Source organism: Porphyromonas gingivicanis JCM 15907 (assembly GCF_000614585.1).
Classification (GTDB): domain Bacteria; phylum Bacteroidota; class Bacteroidia; order Bacteroidales; family Porphyromonadaceae; genus Porphyromonas; species Porphyromonas gingivicanis.
The window spans coordinates 163,381-188,105 of sequence record NZ_BAKX01000001.1 but is presented as its reverse complement, the minus strand read 5'-3'; the positions used below and the strand labels follow the sequence as shown (position 1 = coordinate 188,105).

Here is a 24,725-nt window from a genome sequence, read left to right as displayed (position 1 = left end):
ATTACTGGAGTTTGAACTGAATGGGCAGAGTGTACTTCACACGTACGGCTTTTCCTCTTTGCTTACCAGGTTTCCATTTATCCATTTTATTCACAACTCGGAGTGCCTCTTTGTCAAGAGAGGGGTCTACTCCTCTCACAACGGTTGCTTTGCTGATAGAACCATCGCGCTCTACAACAAACTGTACTATAACACGTCCTTGAATACCGTTGTCTGCTGCAATCTCTGGGTAAACGATAGAGCGAGCCACCCATTTAAGAAGAGCTTCTTGACTACCACCAGGAGGTACAGGTTCTTCCTCTACGATTTCAAAAATCTGCTCCTCTTCTTCCACCACAGGGGCAGGTGCAGTTACTACGGGTGCAGGAGGAGGAAGAGGTCTTTTTTCGTCTGCCGAAACGAGGGCAATTTTGACAACCTCTTTCTCGTTTTCTACGACCTTAAACTCCTCTGGGAGCTGTACTTCTACTGTTTGTTGTACCGGCGTCTCGGGTTCTGGTGGAGGAGGCTCTTGTGTGTCAGGGATGAAGAGTGCATCTTCCATGTCTGCCACATCAAGTCTGTCTACTACCCCTCCATCAGTTGCGTTTGAAGAGTGCCACTCAAGGGCGACAAACACAATGGAGAGAGAGAGTACCAACCCCATTAGAAGCGAGAGCGTTTTTCCACGTTCCAAATTTGCTTTGGGTGATTTCTTTACTTCCATACTTGAATGTATTTTAAATAGCTAACATAGCAACACAAAAGTACAAAGTTTTTTGGTTGTATCAATAACCGAGTGGAATATATTCTGATGAAGGAAGCTTCTCTTTGTCGCTTTTCTCTCCCAACTTCAGCAAATATCTATTCATGTCCAAGATATGGAAGATATATCACATAGTATGTATAGCTTTGTAGAGAGTTAACATAGGCAAGAAAAATGATACGGATTGCTCTTTTTGGAACCATTGCAAAAGCAGAGGCTTTGCCCGATTTTCTATTTTTTCTATCACGGCTATTAGAATCAGGGGCACATATCGCTGTCGAAGAAGAATTTCTCGTCTCTTTAGAAGAGAGAAAGATGTTGCAGGATCTTACATTATATCGCTTAGATGAAAAATCTCTTGCCGAAGCTACACATATCATATCGTTTGGAGGAGATGGCACCTTTTTGCGCACGGTGCATAAGGTGGAGCATCTAACTACACCTATATTGGCTATCAATGGGGGACATTTGGGGTTCTTGACCGAGTTTGATGCTTCGGAAGCACTTAATTGTATAGATAGATTGCTGACGAATGATTACAGTATCGAAGAGCGACGTATCCTATCAGTAGAAGTAGAGGGAAAATTCTTAGGATATGCCTTTAATGAAGTTGCTATTCAAAGAAGAGAAACGGGTTCGATGATTACCGTAGAGACACATATAAATGAAGATTATTTGGCAGACTATGCCGCAGATGGGCTTATTGTAGCCCCTCCTTCGGGTTCTACGGCCTACTCGTTGAGTGTCAATGGTCCTATTATAGCTCCGCTGTGTCCTGTTATCTTACTTACCCCAGTAGCTCCACATAGTTTGAGTATGCGCCCCGTAGTTATCCCCGATGATGCAACCATAAACCTAAAAGTCTACTCTAGAAGCTCCTCTTTTACTATCGCTATTGATGGACGTTTCTCTGTTTTTGCCTCGGGAGTACCGATTGTAATTCGTCAAGCTGCTCACAGAGTACCTATGATTCGTTTAGGTACACACTCTTTTTATGAGACCTTGCGCACCAAACTTATGTGGGGCAAAAATCTTCGTTAAGAGAATTCCCCATTAGAAAATCCACTTAACCCCCTATTCTACATCTCTTCTTTTGCCTTAGGCGAAGAGAGATGTTTTTCTTTCTCTCTTAGCAAAAAACATTTCTCCAAGGAGCTTATATGGGACTTCCCTGTATGTATCATCTGACAAAAAGTCCAAAAACGACACGAATTAACGCATTTTTGACACAAAAGTTACGTTGGGTATTGCTCTTGTATATCTACTTGTAAACAAATAACAATAATGACTATGAACAACAACCAACCCAACAATCAGCAAGAGGCTTTGACCAAGTACGCACGTGATTTGTGTCAAGCAGCCTCAGAAAGTAAGCTTGACCCAGTAATAGGACGAGACGACGAAATCCGAAGAATGCTACAAATCCTTTCGAGAAGAACTAAGAATAATCCCATTCTAATTGGAGAACCAGGAGTGGGAAAAACCGCTATCGTGGAGGGCTTAGCGCATCGTATAGTACGAGGAGATGTACCCGAGAACTTAAAAGGAAAGAAAATCTTCTCTCTCGATATGGGGGCTCTAATAGCAGGAGCAAAGTATCAAGGGGAGTTCGAAGAGCGTCTAAAAGGTGTTATCAAGGAAGTTATCGATAGCCAAGGTGAAATTATCCTCTTTATCGATGAAATTCATACTCTTGTTGGTGCAGGCGGAGGAGCCAGCTCTCTCGATGCCGCCAATATCTTAAAGCCCGCTCTGGCTCGGGGAGAACTGAGAGCTATCGGAGCGACAACGTTAGATGAGTATAGAAGGTACTTCGAGGTAGACAAAGCGTTAGAACGTCGTTTCCAGATGGTTATGGTAGAAGAGCCAGACGAATTAGCTACCGTCTCCATACTCCGAGGGCTTAAAGAGCGCTACGAAAACCATCATAAAGTGCGTATTTTGGACGAGGCAATACTCTCTGCCGTACACCTCTCGCATCGCTACATTACCGATCGCTTCCTTCCCGACAAGGCAATTGATTTAGTAGACGAAGCAGCTGCTCGTTTACGCATTCAAATTGACTCAATGCCTGAAGAGTTAGACGAGATAAGCCGACGCATAAAACAATTAGAAATTGAACGCGAAGCCATTAAGAAGGAAAATGACCAACCTAAGATGGAACAACTCTCTGTCGATATAACCACTTTAAAAGAGCAGGAAGAGTCGCTCTCGCAACGCTGGAAGGCAGAGAAGGAGATCATTAACACTATTCAGCAAAAAAAAATAGAGATAGAGCAACTCTCTCAGGAGGCTGAGCGTGCCGAGCGTGATGGCGATTATGGAAAGGTAGCGGAGATTAGATATGGTAAGCTCCAAGCCTTGACCCGATCTATTGAGGAAGAAAACACTCGCTTAGAGGCTCTTCGCAACGGGGAGGGGATGATCAAAGAAGTTGTTTCGGCAGATGATATTGCGGATATTGTAGCAAAGTGGACAGGTATACCTATTAGTCGTATGCTCCGAAGTGAAAGGGAGAAGCTCTTAACTTTGGAAGACGAGTTACACAAACGCGTGGTCGGTCAGGACAATGCTATACGTGCCATTTCGGATGCTATACGCCGTTCTCGTGCTGGATTGCAAGACCCTAAGCGTCCAATTGGGAGTTTTATATTCTTGGGTACTACGGGGGTAGGTAAAACAGAACTTGCCAAAGCCTTGGCAGAGTGCCTCTTCGACGACGAAAATATGATGACCCGTATTGATATGAGCGAGTATCAAGAGAAGTTTTCTGCTACACGCTTAATCGGTGCTCCTCCTGGATATGTTGGCTACGATGAGGGAGGACAACTCACAGAAGCCATCCGTCGTAAACCCTATTCGGTGGTTCTTTTTGACGAGGTAGAGAAGGCTCATCCCGATGTTTTCAACCTCTTACTCCAAGTTTTGGACGATGGTAGGCTTACCGACAATAAAGGTCATGTGATAAACTTTAAAAACACTATCATCATTATGACCTCCAATTTGGGGAGCCATATCATCAGAGAACATATGGGGGATATAAACGATACCAACCACTCCAACGTAGTAGAGCAGATGCACAGAGAGGTACTTTCTTTGTTGAAACAAAGCATGCGCCCCGAATTTCTTAATCGTATTGACGAAATAGTTGTATTCAACCCCCTCAACAGAGAGGAGATACGTACTATTGTACAACTCCAATTAGAGGGTATTGCTCGCCAACTCAAGTCCAATGGTATAGAGCTGCGCTATACCGAAGAGGCTTTGGCCCTTCTTGCCACAATGGGGTATAGCCCAGAGTTCGGAGCAAGAGCTTTAAAACGAGTGCTACAACGAGAAGTGCTCAACGAGCTCTCTAAAGCTCTCTTGAGCGGAACTATCGAACAGGGACGACTCATTACGGTAAAAAAGACGGATGATAATAGAATTACATTTGAAAACTAACTAAAACCTTCTTTCCTCCTACTTGCTGCAATGTAAGTAGGAGGCATTTTTTCGAGTTGTCGTAAACCTCTCTTTTGAATAATCATATCTTCTATTCACAAATAAGGACTAACTTTGTGGGTAACAAAAAGTAAAGAGAATAAATAACATCAATCATTATGGAGATTGTGAAAATTACAGGTCGTGAGATACTGGACTCACGTGGAAATCCTACCGTGGAGGTAGAGGTTGTATTGGATAGCGGTTTTATCGGTCGTGCAGCTGTGCCCAGCGGTGCTTCTACAGGAGAAAACGAAGCGATAGAATTGCGCGACGGTGATAAGAAACGTTACCTTGGAAAGGGCGTGCTTAAAGCCGTTGAGAATGTAAATGAAATCATTGCCCCAGCTCTTTTTGGGATGTCTGCTTTAAACCAAAGAGCCATTGACCAAAAACTTATTGAGTTGGATGGTACTAAGACCAAGTCTAACCTTGGGGCTAATGCTATGCTGGGCGTTTCTTTGGCTGTTGCTAAAGCAGCAGCGGCAGAATTAGATATACCTCTCTATCGCTACATCGGAGGTACCAATGCATATGTACTTCCTATTCCTATGATGAACATCATTAATGGAGGTTCGCACAGTGATGCACCAATTGCCTTCCAAGAATTTATGATTCGTCCTGTAGGAGCTTGTTGTTTCCGTGAAGGTCTTCGAATGGGAGCTGAAGTGTTCCATGCATTGAAGAAAGTACTTCATAACCGTGGTTTAAGCACTGCCGTAGGTGATGAAGGTGGTTTTGCTCCCGCTCTCGAGGGAACAGAAGATGCTCTTAACAGTATTATCGAAGCCATTCGTACTGCTGGTTATGAGCCTGGAAAGGATGTTACCATAGCTTTGGACTGTGCATCCAGTGAATTCTTTAAGGATGGAATCTACGACTACTCTAAGTTTGAAGGTCCTCATGGAGCTAAGCGTACTATCGATGAGCAAGTAGCTTACCTCAAAGAACTAACTGAGAAATATCCTATAGACTCTATTGAAGATGGCATGTCAGAAAACGATTGGGACGGATGGAAGAAATTAACCGAAGCTATCGGCTCTAAGTGCCAATTGGTGGGAGATGACCTCTTCGTAACCAATGTAGAATTCCTCCAACGCGGTATCGCAGAAGGTTGTGCCAACTCTATCCTCATTAAGGTAAATCAAATCGGTACTTTGAGCGAAACTTTAGATGCTATTGATATGGCACACCGTCATGGATATACGTCAGTAACTTCGCACCGCTCAGGAGAGACAGAAGACACCACTATTGCAGACATCGCAGTAGCTACGAACTCTGGGCAGATTAAGACAGGTTCTTTGAGTCGTACCGATCGTATTGCCAAGTACAACCAATTGCTTCGTATCGAAGAAGAGTTGGGTGAGCGTGCCGTATATGGCTATAAACGTATTCGCTAATTATCTTTTAAACTATTGGTAAATTATAAGACCATGGCTTCAGTAAAGAAGCATGGTCTTTTTTTACTCTTTCGAATGGGATTCTACGGCGTAGAGAAACCTCTCTCTACATACAGAAAACTGGTGAAGTATTTCCTACAATCACCTTTCAGAAAGGTATAATGCTTTCACTTGTAAGAATTAATACTTTTATGGCTTTACATTATAGGTATGTTGAGGAACTACAAAGGGAACTCCTTTGTATAGGAGTCTCTTAGGTTTCTTCAACTCTTGTTCGAACAAATCACCTTGTAGGTTTTCTGTCCAATACGAAGTAGATAGGTCCCTGGTAAGAGAGGATGGGCACCACTATGAGTTAGCACCTTAACCAAAACCCCTTCTTTATCATATAGTCGTGCCTCTCGCGCTCCCTCGGGAAGGGTTAAGTAAAGCATTCTATCAATTAAGTAAAAAGGAATCTCCTCTTCCTCTTCCATTGCAAAATAGCTCTCCAAGACATCCATTGTCTCAATAGTTGCAAAGTGCTTTTTCCAAAAATCATTACCTGCATATAAGGAAAGAGCTGTTGTGACAACATAAAGATGAGCAGGACGACGGGCCACTAAAAACCTTGTATCGCCCACAAATTGAGGAGGGAATTCACTTTTTACGACTAATGTATCTACAGGACTACATCTCCAAGCATTCTGCTCCACACGTTCTACAGTAGAGGGTAACTCAATAGTAGTCAGTGAGGGACAATCTGCAAAAGCCTCCTCTGCTATATAACGTACTCCTTTAGGGAGCGAGAGTTTTTGAATGTAGGGATTATAGCAAAAGCCAAAGGAGCTACAGCAATAATCTCATCGGGTAATAGAGGATGGGAATAGGTTAGCCCAGTGGGATAATAAACCAACTCTTTCGTCGTAAGATCTATCAAAGCACCTTTCTCAACAGCAAAAAAGGGAGACTTATCAGACACCTCTATTCGATCTAAACGCATGCAACGAACAAACGGCATCTCTATCCATCGCAATGAGGCAGGAAGGTAAATTTCTGTCAAAGCACAATCAATAAAGGCGGCGCGCTCAATACGTTCTAAACGGCTATTCAGATAAATTTTCTGGAGCGATATACAGTAAAAAGCCCCCTCCTCTATCACTCGAAGAGTAGGAGCAATACCAATTCCTCGACCATATAATCTGGTGTCATCTTTCCTAAACTATCCAAATAGTGGAAAGCATATCGACCAATAGTATCCAATTTACTCAAAACAGGGTCTGCCGCCATATTAATCTTGGCTTGCCTTCCTTTCCAAAGGACAAGAGTACGCCCAGAAGTGCTCAATTCATAGTTGTCAGGAGAAATGACTAAATCAACCTCGGTATGTTGCTGCCCATAGGAGATAAAAAAAGTTCCCAAAAGAAAAAAGAGTCCACAAAGGCTATGCAAAAATAAATTCATACCACAACTAGCATTTTTTGTACTTATTCTCACGACTCTTCTCTATTTTCTAAGTAACGCCTCTAATGGGAGAGTACTCTTTTCCCCTTAGTTATTTAACTTCTCTTTTCAGGAAGAGGGAAAGAACGTAAGCAGATAGCTCCGTATTCTACCAACAACTCGCACTTCTTTCTTTCAAAAAGAAGAGAGTGACAGAGACCTCGAAGAGTCATCTCAATCGCAAATATACTTAGAATTATTGATGTCCTATAAAAGTTTTGTCGAGATTTATTAGTATCATTTTATCTCTATTATTGCCGATGATAGACCACTATTTGTTTTCCAAAACGATTTAAACTTTTTTGTTTTCTATTTTCCTCTCTTTAGGCAGAGAGCTAAACTTCCAGTCTATAAAAATACTTTGTATGAAGGCATCTCACGCTCTTTTAGGATCACAAGAAGCAAGAAAAGATTCTATGATATGGTTCTCAAAAAACAAGATCCTGTGATACTATTCAGTAGTGTCCGAAAAAGTATATAAGTCCTAGAGGTTTTAACTTTATGATAATAAGGGAAACGAATCAAGAAGCAATTCAATTAAACACTTCATCCATGTATCTACATACGAGAAACAAAAAAGGGGATGGCGAAAACCATCCCCTCTTTTTATATTGAGTTATCTAAAAATTACTCCGCTGCAGTCATTACAACGATACGATTCCACTCGTTAACGTCATACAATTGTTCAGAAGAACCCTTATAGTCTACAACGATCATATCTTCAGAAACTCCGTATTTTTCTACAAGCAACTTAGCTACTGCATTAGCTCTCTTTTCAGAGAGAGACATATTGAACTCGCTGGTTCCTGTCTTTTCATCTGCGTAACCTACAAGATAAATCTTAGTATTGTTGTTCTTAGCATACTGAGCAGTATTGTAGATGTTGATATACTGATTTTGGTCAATCTTTGCACTACCAATACGGAAGTAAACAACATTACGCAGAACTGTCTTAGTAACAGTCTCAACTACTGGTTCTGGACATTCTGGACAAGATACAGGACGCTTGCTCAACTCTGCATTTTCTGCACGAAGATTATTAATTTGTCCATTAAGATCGTTAACCAATCCCCAATCCATAGGAACGATTTCTGTCCATTCTGGTTTTCCAAGATTGAATCCTAAACCTGCTGTCGCAAAGGCCATCAAATCTGCTCCATTGTTAACAATTCGAGAACCCGCAAGATTTATCTTAGAAGCTAGCATTTGAGCTTCGATATTAAGATCTACACGACGTCCAAGACGGAACTTAAAGATTAAACCTGCGTTTGCAGAGAAAGAAGGATCATGCTTAGAGAAACTGTTATCTACAGCACCCTTAGCATCAGTAGTATGATACTTATAAGCTCCCCCAACCCCTACAAAAGGAACAAGATGAAATACTCGTTTAGGGTTGTACTTTGCGAAGTAGTTCACAACATCGAACAAAAACTCATAGTGCAATACTCCAAACAAGTTATCATAAGCTACAGGCGAACCTGCTTCCAATTGGAAGCCTCTCATATTCCAAGCTGTTACTTGAGCACGCGTTCCAAACCAAGGCTCATGCCACTTACCAACTGCAAGCGTAGGTACTGGATATATACGATCCATTAATTGAGCAGCATTATTAGCCTCTCCAAAAGGAAGCATACCCACACCACCTTGTATATCTATAAACCAATGGTCTGAACCTTTATCACGATTAAAAATAGTCTTATGAGCAGACTTCTTGGCAGTCTCCTGAGCCTGTACACCCATAGAGAGAGTACAAGCACCCATAAGAGCAAGCATTAATACTTTTGCTTTCATATTGATTTTTCTTATTTTCAAAGTTAGTACTATAATTACTTAGAGCGAACGATAACAACGCGATTCCATGCGCGAGCCTCAAAAAGCTCTGTTTCACCCTGCCACTCAACAGAAATCATATCAGAAGGAACTCCGAATTGATTCACAAGAGCTTCTGCAACAGCCTTAGCACGACGTTCAGAAAGTTGCATATTGTAATTGGAGTCTCCTGTTACATCTGCGAAACCTATCACAGCAACACCCTTATTTCCATTCTTAACAAAGTCCGCAATGTCTTGCAAAACAACATGTTGATCTTTGCTGATAGTTGCACTATTAAATTTGAAAACAATAGCTTTGTCTCCCAACACATTCTCTGTAACTACAGTTGTTTCTTTAGAAACTTCGGGGCATTCAGGACAAGAAACAGGACGTTTTCTCAACTCAGTATTCTCAGAACGCAAACGATTGATTTGACCATTAAGATCATTAATCAAATCCATATCCATAGGAGTAACAGTCTCCCAAGCAACACGACCAAGATTAAAGTTAAGACCTGCTGTAACAACTCCCAAAAGCCCATTATAATTTGGAGAATAAGGAGTAGAAGGAGCTTTATAATCAATTTCTTGCTTAACAATATTCAAATTAGAATATATAGCCTGTCCTTCAAGCACTAAATCAAGACGTTTTGCTAAGCGGAAACTCATCATCAACCCTGCGTTCGCTGTTGCTGAATGGCGATAAGGCTCATTAAACTTAATGATATCACTCATTTCGGCGAAATCATTATGGTATTTAAAGCCATATCCAACACCGAACCAAGGCACAAGATGAAAGACTCTCTTTGGATTATACTTACCAAAGTAGTTCACAACATCAAACATAAAGTCAAAGTGAGCCCCAGCCATAGCCGCATTTTCCTTCATCACCTTACCAGCAGCATTCTTATAGAAAGTAGGAGTAGGACCTCCGAACACTTGCAAACGAGTTGCAAAATAAGGATTGTGCCACTTGCCTAAAGAGATTGTAGGCATAACATGAAGACGATTCAAGATTTCTTGACTTTCATTTTCTTCTAAAAATTGAGCACTAACTCCACCTTGGAGAGTCAAGAACCAATGTCCTGCAGAACGGTCAAAAGCCGTCTTATGAGCAGGCAATGTCTGAGTCTCAGGTGTAGTAGGTTGCTGAGCACTAACTGTGAGTGCTGTAGCTCCCATAACAGAGAGCAATAAGTACTTTACCTTCATCATTTTACTATTCATTGTTAGCGTTTACTTATAAAATTCTTAAACATCAATTCACACTACAATCACTACACAAAGATAACATTTTCTTTAGAATAAGCAACTAAATATAAAAAACAGCAAGAAAAAGGCCTTTTAAACTGTCAAAAAGACTTTTTTACAAGTTGTCTTACAGCAAAAAAAATGTCTATAAAAAGGCCTTCTTTTCTACAAGAAAAAGAGAAGAAAGAAGGAACAATTAACTAATTAACAAGGACTTGTCAGTAAATAAAAAGATTAAAGAACAAAGCCTTCTGGGAGGAAAGAAGAGACATCTTGTCCATAGGAAAGCAACTCTCGAACAGCACTACTGGTAATATGAGAAAACTCTTGTGCTGTAAGGAGAAAAACAGTATTAACCCCCATTAAATGGCTATTCAAGTCCGCTAATCCTTTCTCATATTCATAATCAATAGAGGAACGTATCCCTCTAAGAAGTGCTACTGCATGTGTTTCTTTTACCAAGTTGACAGTCAACCCCTCATAGGTTATAACCTGTACCCTATCGTTAGATAGATAGAAGCGTTCTATCTGACTAAATCGCTCTTTCACAGAGAAAAAAGTCTTTTTCTGGGGATTAATTCCAATGGCAATAATAATACGATCGAATAAGAGCAACCCCCTACTAACAATATCGGCATGCCCAATAGTAAAAGGGTCAAATGTTCCAGCGAAAACAGCAATTCTCTCTGTCATAGTGTAACTCTGAACCTACTCTTCCTCTACAAGTAAGTTTCCTATAATAAAATCCTGTCGTTCAGGTGTATTCTTACCCATATAGAAGTCCAACAAATGCTTGTAAGTGTCTTCTCGACGGAGAGTTACCTGTTTGAGTCTAATATTTTCCTCCACAATAAGATTCTTAAACTCTTCAGCAGATATCTCTCCCAACCCTTTGAAGCGAGTCAATTCAGCCTTTTTTCCGAGTTTATCCAAAGCCTCATCTCGCTCTTGATCACTGTAGCAATAATAGGTGTATTCTTCCCAAGCAGAGTTTTTCTTTTTCTTGCGAGCTTGAATCTCGGACAAAGGGAGAGTTACCCTATAGAGAGGGGTCTCCAATACAAAAACATGACCCTTGCGTACCAAGTCGGGAAAGAACTGCAAGAAAAAAGTAAGCATCAATAAACGAATGTGCATTCCATCATCATCGGCATCTGTTGCTATAATGATGCGATTATAACGCAATCCATCCAATCCGTCTTCTATGTTAAGAGCTGCTTGTAAGAGATTAAACTCCTCGTTTTCGTAAACTATCTTCTTTGTTAAACCAAAACAGTTTAACGGTTTACCTCTAAGACTAAACACAGCTTGGTATTTAGGATCTCTACTTGTTGTAATAGAACCACTGGCTGAATTACCCTCCGTTATGAATATCGATGTTCGGTCAAGTTCTTTGCCCTTAGCATCATTAAAATGCACGCTACAATCTCGAAGTTTCTTGTTATGTAGATTTGCTTTCTTAGCCCTTTCTCTTGCCAATTTAGCAACTCCACTCATAGCCTTGCGCTCACGCTCACTATCTTGTACTTTCTTCAACAAGACTTCAGAGGTAGCACTATGTATATGTAAATAATCGTCCAGCCTTTCTTTTAAGAAATCACCCACATATTTCAAGATACTGACCCCCCTTAGAGGCTCATTCTTATACTGGGGTTCATCTGGCACCATATCCTTGGAGCCAAGTTTCGTCTTAGTCTGACTCTCAAAAGTGGGCTCTACAACTTTCAAACTAATAGCAGCAGCCATCCCTGAACGAATGTCTGTATAGTCAAAGTTCTTAGAAAAAAACTCTTTTATAACACGAGCCACCGACTCTCTAAAAGCACTTAAATGTGTTCCTCCCTGCGTTGTATTCTGACCATTTACGAAACTGTAAAACTCCTCTCCATACTGATTTACATGGGTAATAGCCACCTCTATGTCTTCCCCTTGAAGATGTATTATGGGATACAGAGGATCTCCAGCCAAATCTTCCGTGAGCAGATCCTTTAGCCCATTCTTGCTTTGGTACTTTTTCCCATTATAAATGATGGTAAGTCCTGCATTCAAGAAAGTATAATTACGCACCATAGAAAGCACTATTTCGTTCCTATAGACATAATTTCGGAATAACTTCGAGTCTGGAATAAAAGAAATGAGAGTCCCCGTAGGCTCTTCAGAAGCAAGCGTTGGTGTCTCCTCTCGCAACTTGGCTAAGGAATAGGATATTTTCTTGGTAAAACCCTCCCTAAAAGCTTGTACAGTAAACTCTTGAGAAAGAGCATTTACAGCTTTTAATCCCACTCCATTAAGTCCAACAGACTTCTTAAAGGCTTGAGAATCTATTTTCGCTCCCGTATTCATACGAGCAACAGCATCATCCAACTTTCCCAGAGGTATCCCTCGACCATAGTCTCGAACAGTTACTCGCCCCTCTTCGATTGTTATTTCTATGGTTTTGCCTTGCCCCATGACAAACTCATCAACCGAGTTATCTATAACTTCCTTAAGAAGTACATAGATACCATCGTCAGAGAGACTACCATCTCCCAGCTTACCGATGTACATGCCAGGACGACGGCGAATATGTTCATCCCAAGAAAGAGTGGTAAAATCGGCTTCGTTGTATCCTATTTTAGGGGCTTCTAACTCCATGCAGCTGAATTATAATTGCTTTATATAAGCTCTACGAGTTTTATGATGAGTTCTTTCAAAATAGTTCCATTGCAACTGTACTGCCATATTGGTTTCTAATTCAGGATTGCTTTCAGCGTAAACTACTCCATTCTTCTTGAAAATTGGAATTAAATCATTAAACAGAAGAGCATTAACTCCCTTATTAGTATATTCAGGCAAGACACCTACCAAGTACAAGTCTACAACTTTCACCCTGCCCTTCAAAGCCTTCAATAAGTGCATAAAGCCAAGAGGGAACAGCTTCCCATCGGCACGTTGCAGAGCATGACTCAAACTAGGCAAGGCTATGGCAAACCCTATTACTTTACTATCTTCTATCCGTTCAATAACAGTTACGAAATCCAAGCGAAGCAATGGGATATATGTCTTGGCATAATACTCAATCTGAGCAGGACTAAGCTCCGAAAAACCATAAAGATTGGCATAAGCCTTATTGAGTGTTTCGAAGATTGGAGCTATGTAGGGAGGAATCTCTTTTCTTGACTTGAACTTAACTACCCTTAAACCATACTTTTCTCTAACAATCTCTGCAATGCGAAGATGTTTTTCAGGGATAGATTCTGGAATCTGAATTTTGAATTCTTTCCAATCTTGATCTTTAATAAATCCCAATCGCTCCAATTGTTTGGGATAGTAAGCATAATTATAGTTCGTGGCAAGTGTCCCCAGCTGATCGAACCCTTCCACCAACATACCTTGTCGATCCAAATCCGTAAATCCCATTGGTCCATGTAGCATGTCCATATTATGACTACGAGCCCACGCTTCCACGGCAGAAAAAAGGGCATCTACCACCGCATTATCATTGATAAAATCAACGAAACTAAAACGAGCATGATTTTGGTTCCACGTTTCATTGGCTTTATGGTTTATAATACCAGCTATACGCCCCACAATCTGTTTATCCCTATATGCTAAGAAGTAAACTGCTTCACAAAATTCAAATGCAGGATTTTTTGCCTTATCCAATGTATTCAACTCATCCTCTATCAACAGTGGTATTTGATAAGGATTTTTCTTGTACAAATCATTTCCAAACTGAACAAACTTTCTAAGGTCTGCTCTGCTTTGTACCATTCGTATTTCTACAGACATAATATGTTAGATGAGTTTTTATTCACACTTTTTTCTCCACAACCGCTTGCACTACATTGAGAGCATAATCTCCAAAATGCTCATATTCGTCAATAACATCAAGGTAGTAAACAGACTCTTGATAGGGATACACATGATTGTCTAAATCTTGCATATTTTTTGCTTTCAAGAAATCTCTCTTGTGGTCTATTTCATTTTCTATATTATAGCTTTGTGTACGGCATCGGCAGTAGGATTAGATATTTCCAACACCTCTACCATATGTTTCGCCGAACGCATCACTATATCATGCAATTGGAGCAGTTGTTCCTCCAACTGAGGGCTAAAAGTACATCCATTAAGACCTTGTTTTTTAAGAGTCCTTGCTATATTAAAACTCGTATCACCCAAACTCTCTATCTCAGTAGCCACACGCATCATAATACGGACCTCTTCTTTCGTTTCACTACTCAAATCGCCATCCGAGAGCTTATTGAGATAGTTAACAATCTCTACCTCCACACGGTCACATATATTCTCAAACTTTTCTATACGATTGAAGACTTGCTCAAACTCTTCTTTATCTTTCGTTACGATGAGTGTCTTATCCATCTCTAACATGTCTAACGTTCTACGGCCATAAGAAGCAATCTCTTTATGCACCTGCAAGAGAGAAAGCTCACTAGTAGAGAGCATACGAGAAGAAAGGAACTGTAAATGTGTCTCAGGTCTCTCTTCTGTTTGAGACTTACGAGGACGTATAACTCGCTCACAAATATACACATAGACATTTACAAACCAAACCATGATCAAAACGTTTGCTACGTTGAAGAAGGTATGGAAGAGGGCCAATCCAACTGATATCGACCCTGCCATGCTCAGAAGTTGCTCTTGAGCCATCTGTAGGTTAGCATTAGCAAGAGAGGAATGTGATGTAATAAGGGCTAAATCAGATGGGGAGTAAGTGTTGGAAAGTTCTCCTATATAACTAAAAAGCAAACGAGGGTCTGTACCACTTTTGGCAACAATGTCGGCTACAAAATTGGTAAAAGGGAAAAAGATACAAAGTATCCAAGTTACCCCCAAGATATTAAACAGAAAATGAGAGAAAGCTGTACGTTTAGCTACCACGTTGGCATTGAGTGCTGCTAAATTGGCAGTAATAGTAGTACCTATATTCTCTCCTAAAATCATTGCAGTAGCCATCTCGAAAGGTATCCATCCCTTGGAACACATAATTAGGGTTATAGCCACTGTTGCACTGGAAGACTGTACGACAACTGTCATCACAGCTCCGATAAAAAGGAATATCAACACAGACATAAAGCCCATGTTAGTATATTTCTGAAGGAAGGCGAGTGCATCTGGGTTACTCTGCAAATCGGGCATAGAACTCTTTAAGAACTGCAATCCCAAGAAGAGCAGAGAGAAGCCTATTACGAACTCTCCCCAAGAATTCCACTTGGTCCGTTTGGAGAAAATAAGAGGTATAGCTGCAGCAAAAAGGGGAATAGCAAAGGCACTAATATCAACCTTAAAACCGAGTAAAGAGATAATCCAAGCTGTCACTGTAGTACCAATGTTGGCTCCCATAATCACGCTTATAGACTGGGCTAAATTCAACAATCCAGCATTCACAAAGCTAACGGTCATCAACGTAGTGGCAGAAGAAGACTGAACCAGAGCTGTAACGAGAATCCCCGTAAAAACTCCTAAGAATCGGTTGGAGGTCATCGCCGAAAGTATGCTTCGCATCCTATCTCCAGCAACTTTCTGCAGCCCTTCACTCATAACTTTCATCCCATAAAGGAAAAGACCGAGCGATCCAATCAGCCTAATTAAATCCCAGACACCATACTCCATACGTCTTGTTTATCTTTTGTTCTTTCCTTATTTTTGGGAACAAATATAGTTGAAAATGCTCAGACAACCTATGAATACAATATTAGTTACCTATACAAACCTTGGCAGAGAAGAGCTGGTACCACAGGGGATATCTCTCTTAGAATTAGCAGAACGACTCGAAAAAGAGCTCGGCTTTAGACCCATAAACTGCCGAGTAAACAACAATACCCTCAGCCTCACGGATCGCATCTACGAACCCTCTACGCTACACTTTGTAGACATTACCGATGCGAGCGGTATGCGCACCTACGTACGCACCCTCAGTTTCATTGTAAGTAAAGCCATTGCCGACACTCTACCTGGGAGTAAGTTTTTCGTCGAACACTCTTTAGCAAACGGCTACTACTGTTCTATAAAAAGAAAAGACCCCGTAACGGATAAGGAGTTAGCACTTCTTCGAAATCGCATTGACGAAATTATCAAGGCTGACATCCCCTTCGTTCCCCAAACCATCCCCTCAGAAAGAGCCATTGAATTATTCCGCTCCATTGGGGAGTACGATAAAGCCGATTTAATCGAAACAGTGCGTCTGCCCTACACCACCTACTTAGAATTAGAGGGCTATCCCGATACCTACTACGGATCTCTCGCCCCTTCCACAAGCTACATTTATCTGTATGGTTTGGAAAGACACTTAGAAGGGTTCCTCTTACGAGTTCCCAACTCTAAAAATCCTTCAGAGTTATCCCCCATTACCACACAGTCTAAAATGCGTGAAGTAATAAAAGAGCAGGAACAACTTTTAGCTATGTTAAACATCGAACACATCGGAAGTTTGAACAAAGCTATCAGACGCAACGAAATAGCAGACATAATACACGTGTCCGAAGCAATGCAGGAAAAGGGGATTGCCAAAATAGCCCAAGAGATTGCTAACCGATACTCAAGCGGGGTACGTGTCATAATGATATCGGGGCCCTCCTCTTCAGGCAAGACCACCTTTACAAAACGTCTCTGCACCCAGCTACGCACCTGTTATCTAAAACCTCATATGCTCTCTATGGACGACTACTTTGTCGACAGAGATAAAACTCCATTGGATGAAAATGGAGAGTATGATTTTGAGTCTCTGTATGCTTTAGATCTTGAGCTTTTCAATAAAGACCTTCTTTCTCTCTTGGAGGGGAAGAAAGTGGAAACACCTACTTTCGACTTCAAAACGGGGCAACGTGTTTTTTCGGGCAATCATCTCATGTTGAAGGAGGGCGATGTTCTTCTCATTGAGGGCATCCATGCTCTGAATCCTGATCTACTCCCTTCATTCCCTCAAAAGGCACTGTTTCGTGTCTACGTAAGTGCTCTAACCACCATCGGACTCGATGCCCATAACCGAGTACCTACTACGGACAATCGACTCTTACGCCGTATGGTACGAGACTATCGCTACAGAGGCTACTCTGCCATAGAGACGCTCCGACGCTGGAGTTCTGTACGCAAGGGAGAGGATAAGTGGGTGTTCCCCTTCCAAGAAAATGCCGATGCTATGTTCAATAGTGCCATGGTGTACGAATTGGCTGCTCTGAGAAGTTTTGCCGAACCCTTGCTCTTAGAAGTCCCCCCTATGGTACCAGAGTACAGCGAGGCACAACGCCTACTGCGTTTTCTTCGTATGATAAACCACATTCAGATAAACAAATTGCCCGGGACCTCTCTACTAAGAGAATTTTTGGGTGGTAGCAGCTTCAGATACTGATGAGCAAAAAGAAGCAATTCAACGACTTTGGGGGATTGGTGTACAGCACCGATCCCCATTTTACACCTATTCCAGAAGAGGAAGAGGTAGAAACTCTTGCCCCCGAGCAACAAGTCCTACGCATCCGCTACGAACGAGCAGGACGGGGAGGCAAGGAGGCAACCGTTATTTCAGGATTTGTTGGTACAGAAGAAGACCTTAAAGAATTGGCTACTCGACTTAAACAATCTCTCGGATGTGGCGGAAGTGCCAAAGAGGGACTTATCATTCTGCAAGGAGACAAACGCAATACCCTCCTCCCATTACTCCAAAAGTGGGGGTACAAAAACAGCAAATAAACTCCCTATTCCAACTCCAGCAACAATCTTTCACTCAATTAACAACTTTCTCACACAATGAAGAAATTCTTAAAAATCGCAGGTATTCTACTTGCGATCCTTCTCTGAAGATATGTACTTCTTTGGGGCTATGTTGAACCTATCCTCCAGAAAGATGCAGAAGTCACTCCGAGCTATCTCGCAGATCATATCTTCAACAAGGAAAAATGTATAAAAGACTTCGACGAAATAGTAGTCGATGTTTTTCCTTTTTTTGAGGAAAAAGGGATAGACCCAAAGGCGCTTTACCACAAGTTCTCCAAGAGAGTGCAAAACATCAATTCCATCTATGACTACTACGATGTATTGGAAGAATACTTTGCCTCTTTGCAAGTTTCGCCACAAAGAGGGAGACGTTTTTCAGAGTTCCAACCCGTTCCTTGAAATACTCAGCCAAAGGCTTCCCTCTTGAAGGAAAAGGCATTCCGCCTCATCACTACGTACAACAGACTTTGAGCAACTATTACGAAGGCAAGGATACAGTATTAGAATACACGCTAAACCTAATCCACAACCCCTCTCTCGCCCAATAGTACAAGAGTAAGAAGAAGCCTCCTATCTTAACCCTATTATCCAGCTCTTCCAAAAGGATTAACCCTTTCTAAGAGTTTGCACGGATGGTTTTGCTCAAAAGGGTTATACCTTTTTGTCAATAGGTATAATGGTATCCGAGAAAAAATATATACCTTTGCAACCAATGTGTGCAAGGGCACGCAGAAACAAGAAAAGAGTTTTATTAATTCAAACGTAACAAATGGCAACTAAGATTAGATTGCAGCGTCACGGTCACAAAGGCTACGCCTTCTACAAGATCGTTATCGCAGACAGCAGGGCTCCACGAGATGGACGATTTATTGAAAGGATAGGTTCTTATAATCCGAACACAAATCCTGCTTCAGTAGATTTGAATTTCGAAAGAGCTCTTTATTGGTTGGGCGTAGGTGCTATACCTACCGACACGGTTCGTAGCCTCCTCTCTCGCGAAGGAGTACTCCTCAAAAAGCACCTCAACGAAGGTGTTAAGAAGGGTGCTTTCGATCAAGCAACTGCAGATCGTCGTTTCGAAGAGTGGCGCAAGAGCAAAATGGACAAAATCAACGAAGTAGTTGCATCTCGCGATGCGAAGAAACGTGAAGAGGCTAAGGCGCGTCTTGCAGCAGAACAAGAAATTAACAAGGCTAAAGCAACAGAATTAGCTGAAAAGCGTGCTGCAGAAGCCAAGGCTAAAGCTGAAGAAGAAGCAGCTTTGAATGCAGAAGAAGCTACCGAAACTCCTGCAGAAGAAGCGCAAGAAACAGCAGAAGCAGAAGCTCCACAAGCAGAGTAACACTCTACAAAGTGTAGCATAGACATACTTTCTTTACGAAGAAAAGCTGAATGTCTAACTGCTAAAATGCCAATAATAAAAGTCGCTACCTTTTCTTTTTCAGAAGGGGTAGCGATTTTTCTATTAAATAGAACTTTGCTTTCTCCTTAAGAGCATTATAGAATGCCTACGCAATTAGGCAACAGAACTTGAATCTGAAACAAGACACTGTTCGTCCACAAGATCCAACCGTAGCCACTTAGAGAATGGTCAAAAATATCCACAAGAAACTTAAAGAGAGTACTCCTCAATTCTTTCAAATAAGGATAAAAAACTTTTCTGACAAAGATTTCATTCATCCTCACTGCTATGCAAGAGCATTACGAATTATATCAACACTCTTCGGGGCTCACTATCGCCCACTATCCTGACAAAAGTGCTATCACCTACGCAGGATACATAGTACGCGTTGGAGCTCAAAATGATCCACAACGCTACTTTGGGATGGCGCATTTGGTAGAACACATGATGTTCAAAGGCACTCGCCTCCGCTCCTCGAAGCATATTATACAAAGAGCCGAAGAGGTAGGAGCAGATATCAACGCCTATACTACCAAAGAGGAGACTTTCGTTTACGCTGCTTTCAAAGAGCAATACTTGCATCGTATGCTCCATTTACTTACAGATGTAGTACTACATAGCCGTATCCCCGAGGAAGAACTCGAACGGGAAAAGTCTGTAATCATCGAAGAAATAAACAGCTATAAAGACTCTCCTTCCGAGCAAATATTCGACGAATTTGAAGATCTTCTTTTCAGAGGTTCCTCTCTGGGGCACAACATTTTGGGTACTGTTGCTTCGGTAAAGCGTATAAGTTCTCTATCGGCTCGAAAGTTTATACATCAACATTACCGTCCTGAAAATATGGTACTCTGCCTCCGAGGACAAGTAGATATAGAGTATATATTGGACTTTTGTGATGATTACTTCTCTTCGTACTCCATAGAAAAAGCCTTGCCTTTACGCACCACATCTCTGCTACACACTGTTGGAGATCTGCCAAAAACGACCTATCTTTCACACAAATTCAACACCTATCAAACGCACTGCATAATAGGAGGGTACGCTTACTCTATGCATCAGGAGGAGCGACTTGTTACCACACTTCTCAACAACATATTAGGAGGACCGGGTATGAACTCTCGTCTCAACATGAGTCTGCGTGAAGAGAAAGGCTACGTCTATTCCGTCGATAGTAACTATACCCCCTACTCCAATGCAGGTGTCTTCACCATCTATTTTGGCTGTGCTCATAAAGATAGAGAATCAGCCAAAGCTCTTGTTTTTCAAGAGTTGGATCGTCTCTGTGCAGAGCCTATATCAGACAAAGAATTAGCAGCCGCCAAACGTCAAATAATGGGGCAACTCGCCATTGCTGCCGACATTCGAGAAACAGCTTTCCTCTCTATGGGTAAAAGCCTTCTCTTCTACCGAAAGTATGACAGCCTCTCTACCATAGAAGAGCGCCTTAACACTATAACCGCCTCTATGATACAAGAGACGGCTCGCAAACTTTTCGTTCCCGAACAGCTTCTCACACTCCTGTATTATTAGAGGTTATTGCACGCACTCCAAGACACCTATTTTTAAGGAACATCCTGCAAGACTTTGGGATAAAGTCGAAGGGAACGTAAAAATGAACGAGACTGAGCCCGAATATCGATAATAACCCAACGAATACAGCATTATGTAACAGTCGCTATTAAAGGACAGAGTCTCACACCAAACATCCATCTGAAACCCTTGCATAATAGCTCGTTTCCCGCACTTCTTTTTCTATTCGGACGTGTTCAGATTCATTGGTAGACGTGCACAGTTTTCATTCTACACACCTCCTATTCTCTATACGCAATCTATATATACATATACTTAGATTGAATATATACATACTCAACCTTGGTGTGTTTATACTCAATCTTAGTATAAAGAATTGAACACGATAAAAAAAGAAAATGGTAGCGTAAACACAATAAAATATACCCATGTATATGAACAAGTTCAAGCATCAAAAGAGAGGAGAGACGATTTATTATGCAAAGGTTTCCATCTATAACGTCATCTCTGACCTCGCTCCCAACTAATATATTTCACTCTTTCGGAGAAAATTATTTCTTCTTTGCAACAAAAGAAAAAATCAATCGTCTAATTAGGTGTAGGACCAATTGCTCCGCTATACGATATATAGCTTAAGCAATTACCGACAAATACAAATTAGCACAATTGATGTATGATTCGTCTTTTACTACTTACCCTAATTAGTGTAGTGGGCTTGGTACAAGTCAATGCACAAGGAACAAAAGAGCTCTCCCTCCCCTCTCTTTTTGCAAAGTGTGCGCAGATAGAGGGGATAGATGTGGTACACCTAACACCAGAAGATTTCAACACACTCTTCAAAACAGGTTTTTTACAAGAGAAAAGTTCGATTCTAAGTGGCATCTCTCTATTAGGAGATCAGAAGTCCTTAGACCCTTCGGCTCAACTATCGGGCAGTCTGTCTGTCATTTCCGTAGAATCTATGGAGCAACTACCGCCCAAAAAACAAAAGTTGCTTAAAAAGCTTTTTGAAACAACTTCTTTTGTTGGAAGCGAGTTAATAACGTTCGTTAAGGAAGATGGAGAGACAGTACGTGTCTATGCGCACGGAAGCGAAGAAGACAAAAATCGAGCTTTCTACATCATATCCACAGCAGATAATGAATACAATGCTATTTGCCTAAAGGGACTCTTTGGCATAAAAAGTCATGTTCAAGTAACACCCGAACAGCAAAAATAACACCTTCTTTCAATGGATGCTACCACATTTAACAGCACATATTTGCCTCTACGAAAGGTGATCCTTTCGGTGTGTGTAGCACTACTCTCTGACCAAGAAATGGCTGCTGACACTACACAGGATATATACCTCAAACTCTGGGAGCAAAGAGCTTCTTTGGACGAGATTGTATCGCCTCAAGCCTACGTAATACGCTTAGCACGCAATCGCTGTTTAGACAAGCTCAAAAGTGCATCCGAAAGGCTTCGAGAAAATCGTGAAGTAGCCGAGTGGACACTCCAAAACAGCATAGACCCCTCTGCCAACCCCTATGAAGAACTGGTAGGCAAAAGCTCCGAAGAGAGATTAAAAGATTGGGTTAATTCACTGAAAGAACCACAGAAAAGCATCTTTCGCCTTAGGCATTATGAGATGCTTTCCAACGGAGAGACAGCAGAGCAATTAGGACTACAAGAGTCTACCGTGCGTAGTGCGCTCTCTCGATTGAGAAAAGAAGCTCGAAATCTATTCGAGAAAGAGAATTAGAAAACAGCGTATCGATTCAATATAATGAATACAAAAGAACAACTCCCTCGGCTATTAGAGAAATTTTACTCTGGAGAAACCTCGCCCGAAGAGGAGCTTATGTTATATCTTCATCTATTAGATGAACCATCCAATAGTATCTATCAAGCAGATCTAAAGGTGGTCGAAATGCTTTTCATCGGAGCACAACAGATACAGAGAGAGACGCTACTTGTAAAAAGAAAGAATAAATGGTACAGTAGCTCTACCATAAAGAAATATGCCATTGCGGCTGCTTTACCTCTTGCCTTGACTCTCGGATTAATTGGATTGCTACGCAACCCTTCGGAAGAGCTTTCCTTCAGAAACAATACCTATATCGCCCAAGAGGAAGTAGATATACATGCAGAACGAGCTTTCTCTCTGCTCAATGATTGTTTAGAGTCTGGTTATACCAACTACACTAAGGCCCAGTCTGCCATAAACGACGCATCAGAAGCCATCGAGGCTTCTTATCAACAATTAGAACCTCTAATGGAACATGAACTACGGATGGGAAACATTAGAACTATATCAAACGACGAATTAAATTGAGATAAATAGATATTATGAATAGTCCGCGCTTAATCATAGCCTCTATATTGGCTACACTACTAACTCTGTTTGCCTCCAATCAATTATTGGCACAGGATAATAAGGATATAGACTTTGACCGTTTAATGCAAACGGATGGCATCACAGTGGTTTATCTATCTCCTTCAATGCTATCGCAATCAACTCTCCGTATTGGGAGCAAAGATGGAGGTTCTCCTTCTTTGCAGGGTCTAATCCAATCCATTAGCTCTGTCTATATTTTTACAGCTTCGGATACTCAAAACATATCCTTAATTCGCTCTATGTTTGCTCCGATACTCAAACCTTCACAAAAGCAGTACGAACAGCTCTTCTTCGTCAAAGAAGGACAACGTACTATGCGTTTTGTAGCGAAGATGAAAGGTAATGAAGCACACGACCTATACCTTCTGGTTGATGAACCCGAAGAGTATGTGGCTATATCCTTCATAGGACACTTTACCCGTAAACAAATTGAAGCTGCCATGCAAGCTACCGAAACCCCTAATCGCGGACAGGGTAAAAAGGGAAAGCGTGCCAACTAACAAACTCCCCAGAGAGAGCAAAAATACCTAGAGCCTTCCTCTAAAAAAGTTCTAAGTATTGAGTCGTTATTGCTCCCTTGCAGACATAACAAACGTTTCTTTTTTCATTCATCATTTTTAGTTAGTTTCTTTTTCCAAAAAGGGAGTTGCCATACGGACAACTCCCTTTTCTGTTTTTGCAAATATGTCTACACAAGTAAGCGTAATAGCCACAGACTTGTACCTCTCTCTTCTGTGAGGAGGATAAATTATATAGGACTATTAATTTCTTCTACCCAAGAAGCGAAGGAGATACAAGAACAGATTTATAAAGTCAAGATAAAGCTGTAAAGAACCCATAAGAGCTATTTTCCTCAAACTTTCACCATCCAATACACCATCATACTCTCGTAGCATATTCTTAATCTTATTGGTGTCAACAGCTGTTAGCACAGTAAAAATAAGCACTCCAACGATAGAGATAACCCATTCGAAACCCGATGACTTAAGGAACATATTCACTACCGAAGCAATAATCAATCCTACAACACCCATTATGAGGTAACGACTCCAAGAAGAGAGATCCTTCTTAGTGAAAGTACCTATAAGAGCCATTGCCCCAAAAGTACCTGCAGTGATAAAGAAAGTCGAAATAATAGAAGATGCCGTATAAGCTGCGAATATAAAACTTAACGTAAGACCATTAAGAACAGAATAAATGGTCATACATAAGCTGGCAGTAATAAAGGAGATTTTATGCAAACGAGCAGAGAGAAAAAATACCAATCCTAGCTCCGCTATAACTACCCCCCAAAAGAGGAAAGGTGTTGTTATCAAAGTGTAGAACAGAGGTGTAAAAGCTACCAAGTAGCTGGTTACTCCTGTTAGCCCTAAAGCTGCCGTCATCCACACAAAAACATTGCGAAAAAGTTTGTTTACATCTTCGGTAGAAACCACATACTGAGGTCTTGTAGCATCTACCTCATAAGCTCCATAAGCGGGTGGAGTCTGCTTGTTTTGGTTCCAATAATTGTTCATAGATAAATATT

Annotated in this window: 22 protein-coding genes and 2 pseudogenes; 12 read left to right on the top strand and 12 right to left on the bottom strand. The window is 41.2% G+C overall.

The annotated features are described in order from the left end of the window. Position 1: 1 nt before the first annotated feature. On the bottom strand, positions 2 to 706 hold the full coding sequence (locus tag JCM15907_RS00845) for an energy transducer TonB (protein WP_025842333.1): 705 nt from the start codon (positions 704 to 706) through the stop codon (positions 2 to 4). Between the two features lie 213 nt (positions 707 to 919). Between JCM15907_RS00845 and JCM15907_RS00840 the strand changes: the two genes are divergently transcribed. From JCM15907_RS00840 to eno, 3 genes are all read left to right on the top strand, one after another. Next, positions 920 to 1,786 carry an NAD kinase gene (locus tag JCM15907_RS00840; protein WP_025842332.1) on the top strand — a complete coding sequence of 289 codons (867 nt, stop codon included), beginning with the start codon at positions 920 to 922 and terminating at the stop codon, positions 1,784 to 1,786. Between the two features lie 243 nt (positions 1,787 to 2,029). After that, positions 2,030 to 4,189: an ATP-dependent Clp protease ATP-binding subunit gene (locus JCM15907_RS00835; protein ID WP_025842331.1), complete on the top strand. Its 2,160-nt coding sequence runs from the start codon at positions 2,030 to 2,032 to the stop codon at positions 4,187 to 4,189. A 158-nt stretch (positions 4,190 to 4,347) separates the two neighbouring features. Continuing rightward, positions 4,348 to 5,628: a phosphopyruvate hydratase gene (eno, locus tag JCM15907_RS00825; protein WP_025842330.1), complete on the top strand. Its 1,281-nt coding sequence runs from the start codon at positions 4,348 to 4,350 to the stop codon at positions 5,626 to 5,628. A 263-nt stretch (positions 5,629 to 5,891) separates the two neighbouring features. Here eno and JCM15907_RS00820 read toward each other — a convergent pair whose 3' ends face one another. The 10 genes and pseudogenes from JCM15907_RS00820 to JCM15907_RS09925 all read right to left on the bottom strand — a co-directional run bounded on the left by JCM15907_RS00820 (position 5,892) and on the right by JCM15907_RS09925 (position 15,785). Next, positions 5,892 to 6,323: a hypothetical protein gene (locus JCM15907_RS00820; protein ID WP_025842329.1), complete on the bottom strand. Its 432-nt coding sequence runs from the start codon at positions 6,321 to 6,323 to the stop codon at positions 5,892 to 5,894. 12 nt (positions 6,324 to 6,335) lie between these two features. Then, positions 6,336 to 6,392: pseudogene (locus tag JCM15907_RS13900) on the bottom strand (hypothetical protein); the annotation flags it as partial. Beyond that, a complete protein-coding gene (locus tag JCM15907_RS00815) occupies positions 6,389 to 6,769 on the bottom strand; it encodes a leucine-rich repeat protein (RefSeq protein WP_025842328.1) in 381 nt (126 codons plus the stop codon). The gene JCM15907_RS00815 and the pseudogene JCM15907_RS13900, both read right to left, overlap by 4 nt. After that, the gene (locus JCM15907_RS00810; protein ID WP_025842327.1) at positions 6,766 to 7,071 is read right to left on the bottom strand and encodes a hypothetical protein; all 306 of its coding nucleotides are present in this window, start codon (positions 7,069 to 7,071) and stop codon (positions 6,766 to 6,768) included. Before JCM15907_RS00810 ends, JCM15907_RS00815 begins: the two co-directional genes overlap by 4 nt. A 666-nt stretch (positions 7,072 to 7,737) precedes the next feature. Then, positions 7,738 to 8,901, bottom strand: a complete 1,164-nt coding sequence (locus tag JCM15907_RS00805; protein ID WP_025842326.1) for an OmpA family protein — start codon at positions 8,899 to 8,901, stop codon at positions 7,738 to 7,740. 35 nt (positions 8,902 to 8,936) lie between these two features. Continuing rightward, complete coding sequence (locus JCM15907_RS00800; protein ID WP_306305451.1) at positions 8,937 to 10,148, bottom strand: OmpA family protein; 1,212 nt, start codon at positions 10,146 to 10,148, stop codon at positions 8,937 to 8,939. A 258-nt stretch (positions 10,149 to 10,406) separates the two neighbouring features. Beyond that, on the bottom strand, positions 10,407 to 10,865 hold the full coding sequence (gene coaD / locus JCM15907_RS00795) for a pantetheine-phosphate adenylyltransferase (RefSeq protein ID WP_025842324.1): 459 nt from the start codon (positions 10,863 to 10,865) through the stop codon (positions 10,407 to 10,409). Positions 10,866 to 10,880: 15 nt separating this feature from the next. Continuing rightward, positions 10,881 to 12,806, bottom strand: a complete 1,926-nt coding sequence (locus JCM15907_RS00790; protein WP_025842323.1) for a DNA topoisomerase IV subunit B — start codon at positions 12,804 to 12,806, stop codon at positions 10,881 to 10,883. A gap of 9 nt (positions 12,807 to 12,815) precedes the next feature. Beyond that, entirely contained in the window at positions 12,816 to 13,943 is a 1,128-nt protein-coding gene (locus JCM15907_RS00785; protein WP_025842322.1) for a hypothetical protein, read from the bottom strand. Between the two features lie 22 nt (positions 13,944 to 13,965). Then, positions 13,966 to 15,785, bottom strand: a pseudogene (locus JCM15907_RS09925) (Na/Pi cotransporter family protein). Positions 15,786 to 15,855: 70 nt separating this feature from the next. On the opposite strand from JCM15907_RS09925, the gene JCM15907_RS00775 reads away from it, so the two are divergent. From JCM15907_RS00775 to JCM15907_RS00725, 9 genes are all read left to right on the top strand, one after another. Next, positions 15,856 to 17,520 carry a nucleoside kinase gene (locus tag JCM15907_RS00775; RefSeq protein ID WP_025842321.1) on the top strand — a complete coding sequence of 555 codons (1,665 nt, stop codon included), beginning with the start codon at positions 15,856 to 15,858 and terminating at the stop codon, positions 17,518 to 17,520. Beyond that, complete coding sequence (locus JCM15907_RS00770) at positions 17,520 to 17,858, top strand: translation initiation factor (RefSeq protein WP_025842320.1); 339 nt, start codon at positions 17,520 to 17,522, stop codon at positions 17,856 to 17,858. The genes JCM15907_RS00775 and JCM15907_RS00770 overlap by 1 nt, the downstream gene beginning before the upstream one ends. 141 nt (positions 17,859 to 17,999) lie before the next feature. Then, positions 18,000 to 18,281: a hypothetical protein gene (locus tag JCM15907_RS14015; RefSeq protein ID WP_441828646.1), complete on the top strand. Its 282-nt coding sequence runs from the start codon at positions 18,000 to 18,002 to the stop codon at positions 18,279 to 18,281. Between the two features lie 370 nt (positions 18,282 to 18,651). Continuing rightward, positions 18,652 to 19,224, top strand: coding sequence for a 30S ribosomal protein S16 (locus tag JCM15907_RS00755; RefSeq protein WP_025842318.1), 573 nt, complete (start codon positions 18,652 to 18,654; stop codon positions 19,222 to 19,224). A 348-nt stretch (positions 19,225 to 19,572) separates the two neighbouring features. Further along, a complete protein-coding gene (locus JCM15907_RS00750; RefSeq protein ID WP_025842317.1) occupies positions 19,573 to 20,817 on the top strand; it encodes a M16 family metallopeptidase in 1,245 nt (414 codons plus the stop codon). 673 nt (positions 20,818 to 21,490) lie between these two features. Next, on the top strand, positions 21,491 to 22,036 hold the full coding sequence (locus JCM15907_RS00740) for a DUF4252 domain-containing protein (RefSeq protein ID WP_025842316.1): 546 nt from the start codon (positions 21,491 to 21,493) through the stop codon (positions 22,034 to 22,036). 12 nt (positions 22,037 to 22,048) lie between these two features. Further along, positions 22,049 to 22,561 (top strand): RNA polymerase sigma factor, encoded by a 513-nt coding sequence (locus JCM15907_RS00735; protein ID WP_025842315.1) that lies wholly within the window; start codon positions 22,049 to 22,051, stop codon positions 22,559 to 22,561. 24 nt (positions 22,562 to 22,585) lie between these two features. Next, entirely contained in the window at positions 22,586 to 23,134 is a 549-nt protein-coding gene (locus tag JCM15907_RS00730; protein ID WP_025842314.1) for a hypothetical protein, read from the top strand. A 14-nt stretch (positions 23,135 to 23,148) separates the two neighbouring features. Then, positions 23,149 to 23,697 carry a DUF4252 domain-containing protein gene (locus JCM15907_RS00725; RefSeq protein ID WP_025842313.1) on the top strand — a complete coding sequence of 183 codons (549 nt, stop codon included), beginning with the start codon at positions 23,149 to 23,151 and terminating at the stop codon, positions 23,695 to 23,697. A gap of 261 nt (positions 23,698 to 23,958) precedes the next feature. On the opposite strand, the gene JCM15907_RS00715 is transcribed toward JCM15907_RS00725, so the two are convergent. Then, positions 23,959 to 24,714 carry a Bax inhibitor-1/YccA family protein gene (locus JCM15907_RS00715; protein ID WP_025842312.1) on the bottom strand — a complete coding sequence of 252 codons (756 nt, stop codon included), beginning with the start codon at positions 24,712 to 24,714 and terminating at the stop codon, positions 23,959 to 23,961. Positions 24,715 to 24,725 lie beyond the last annotated feature (11 nt).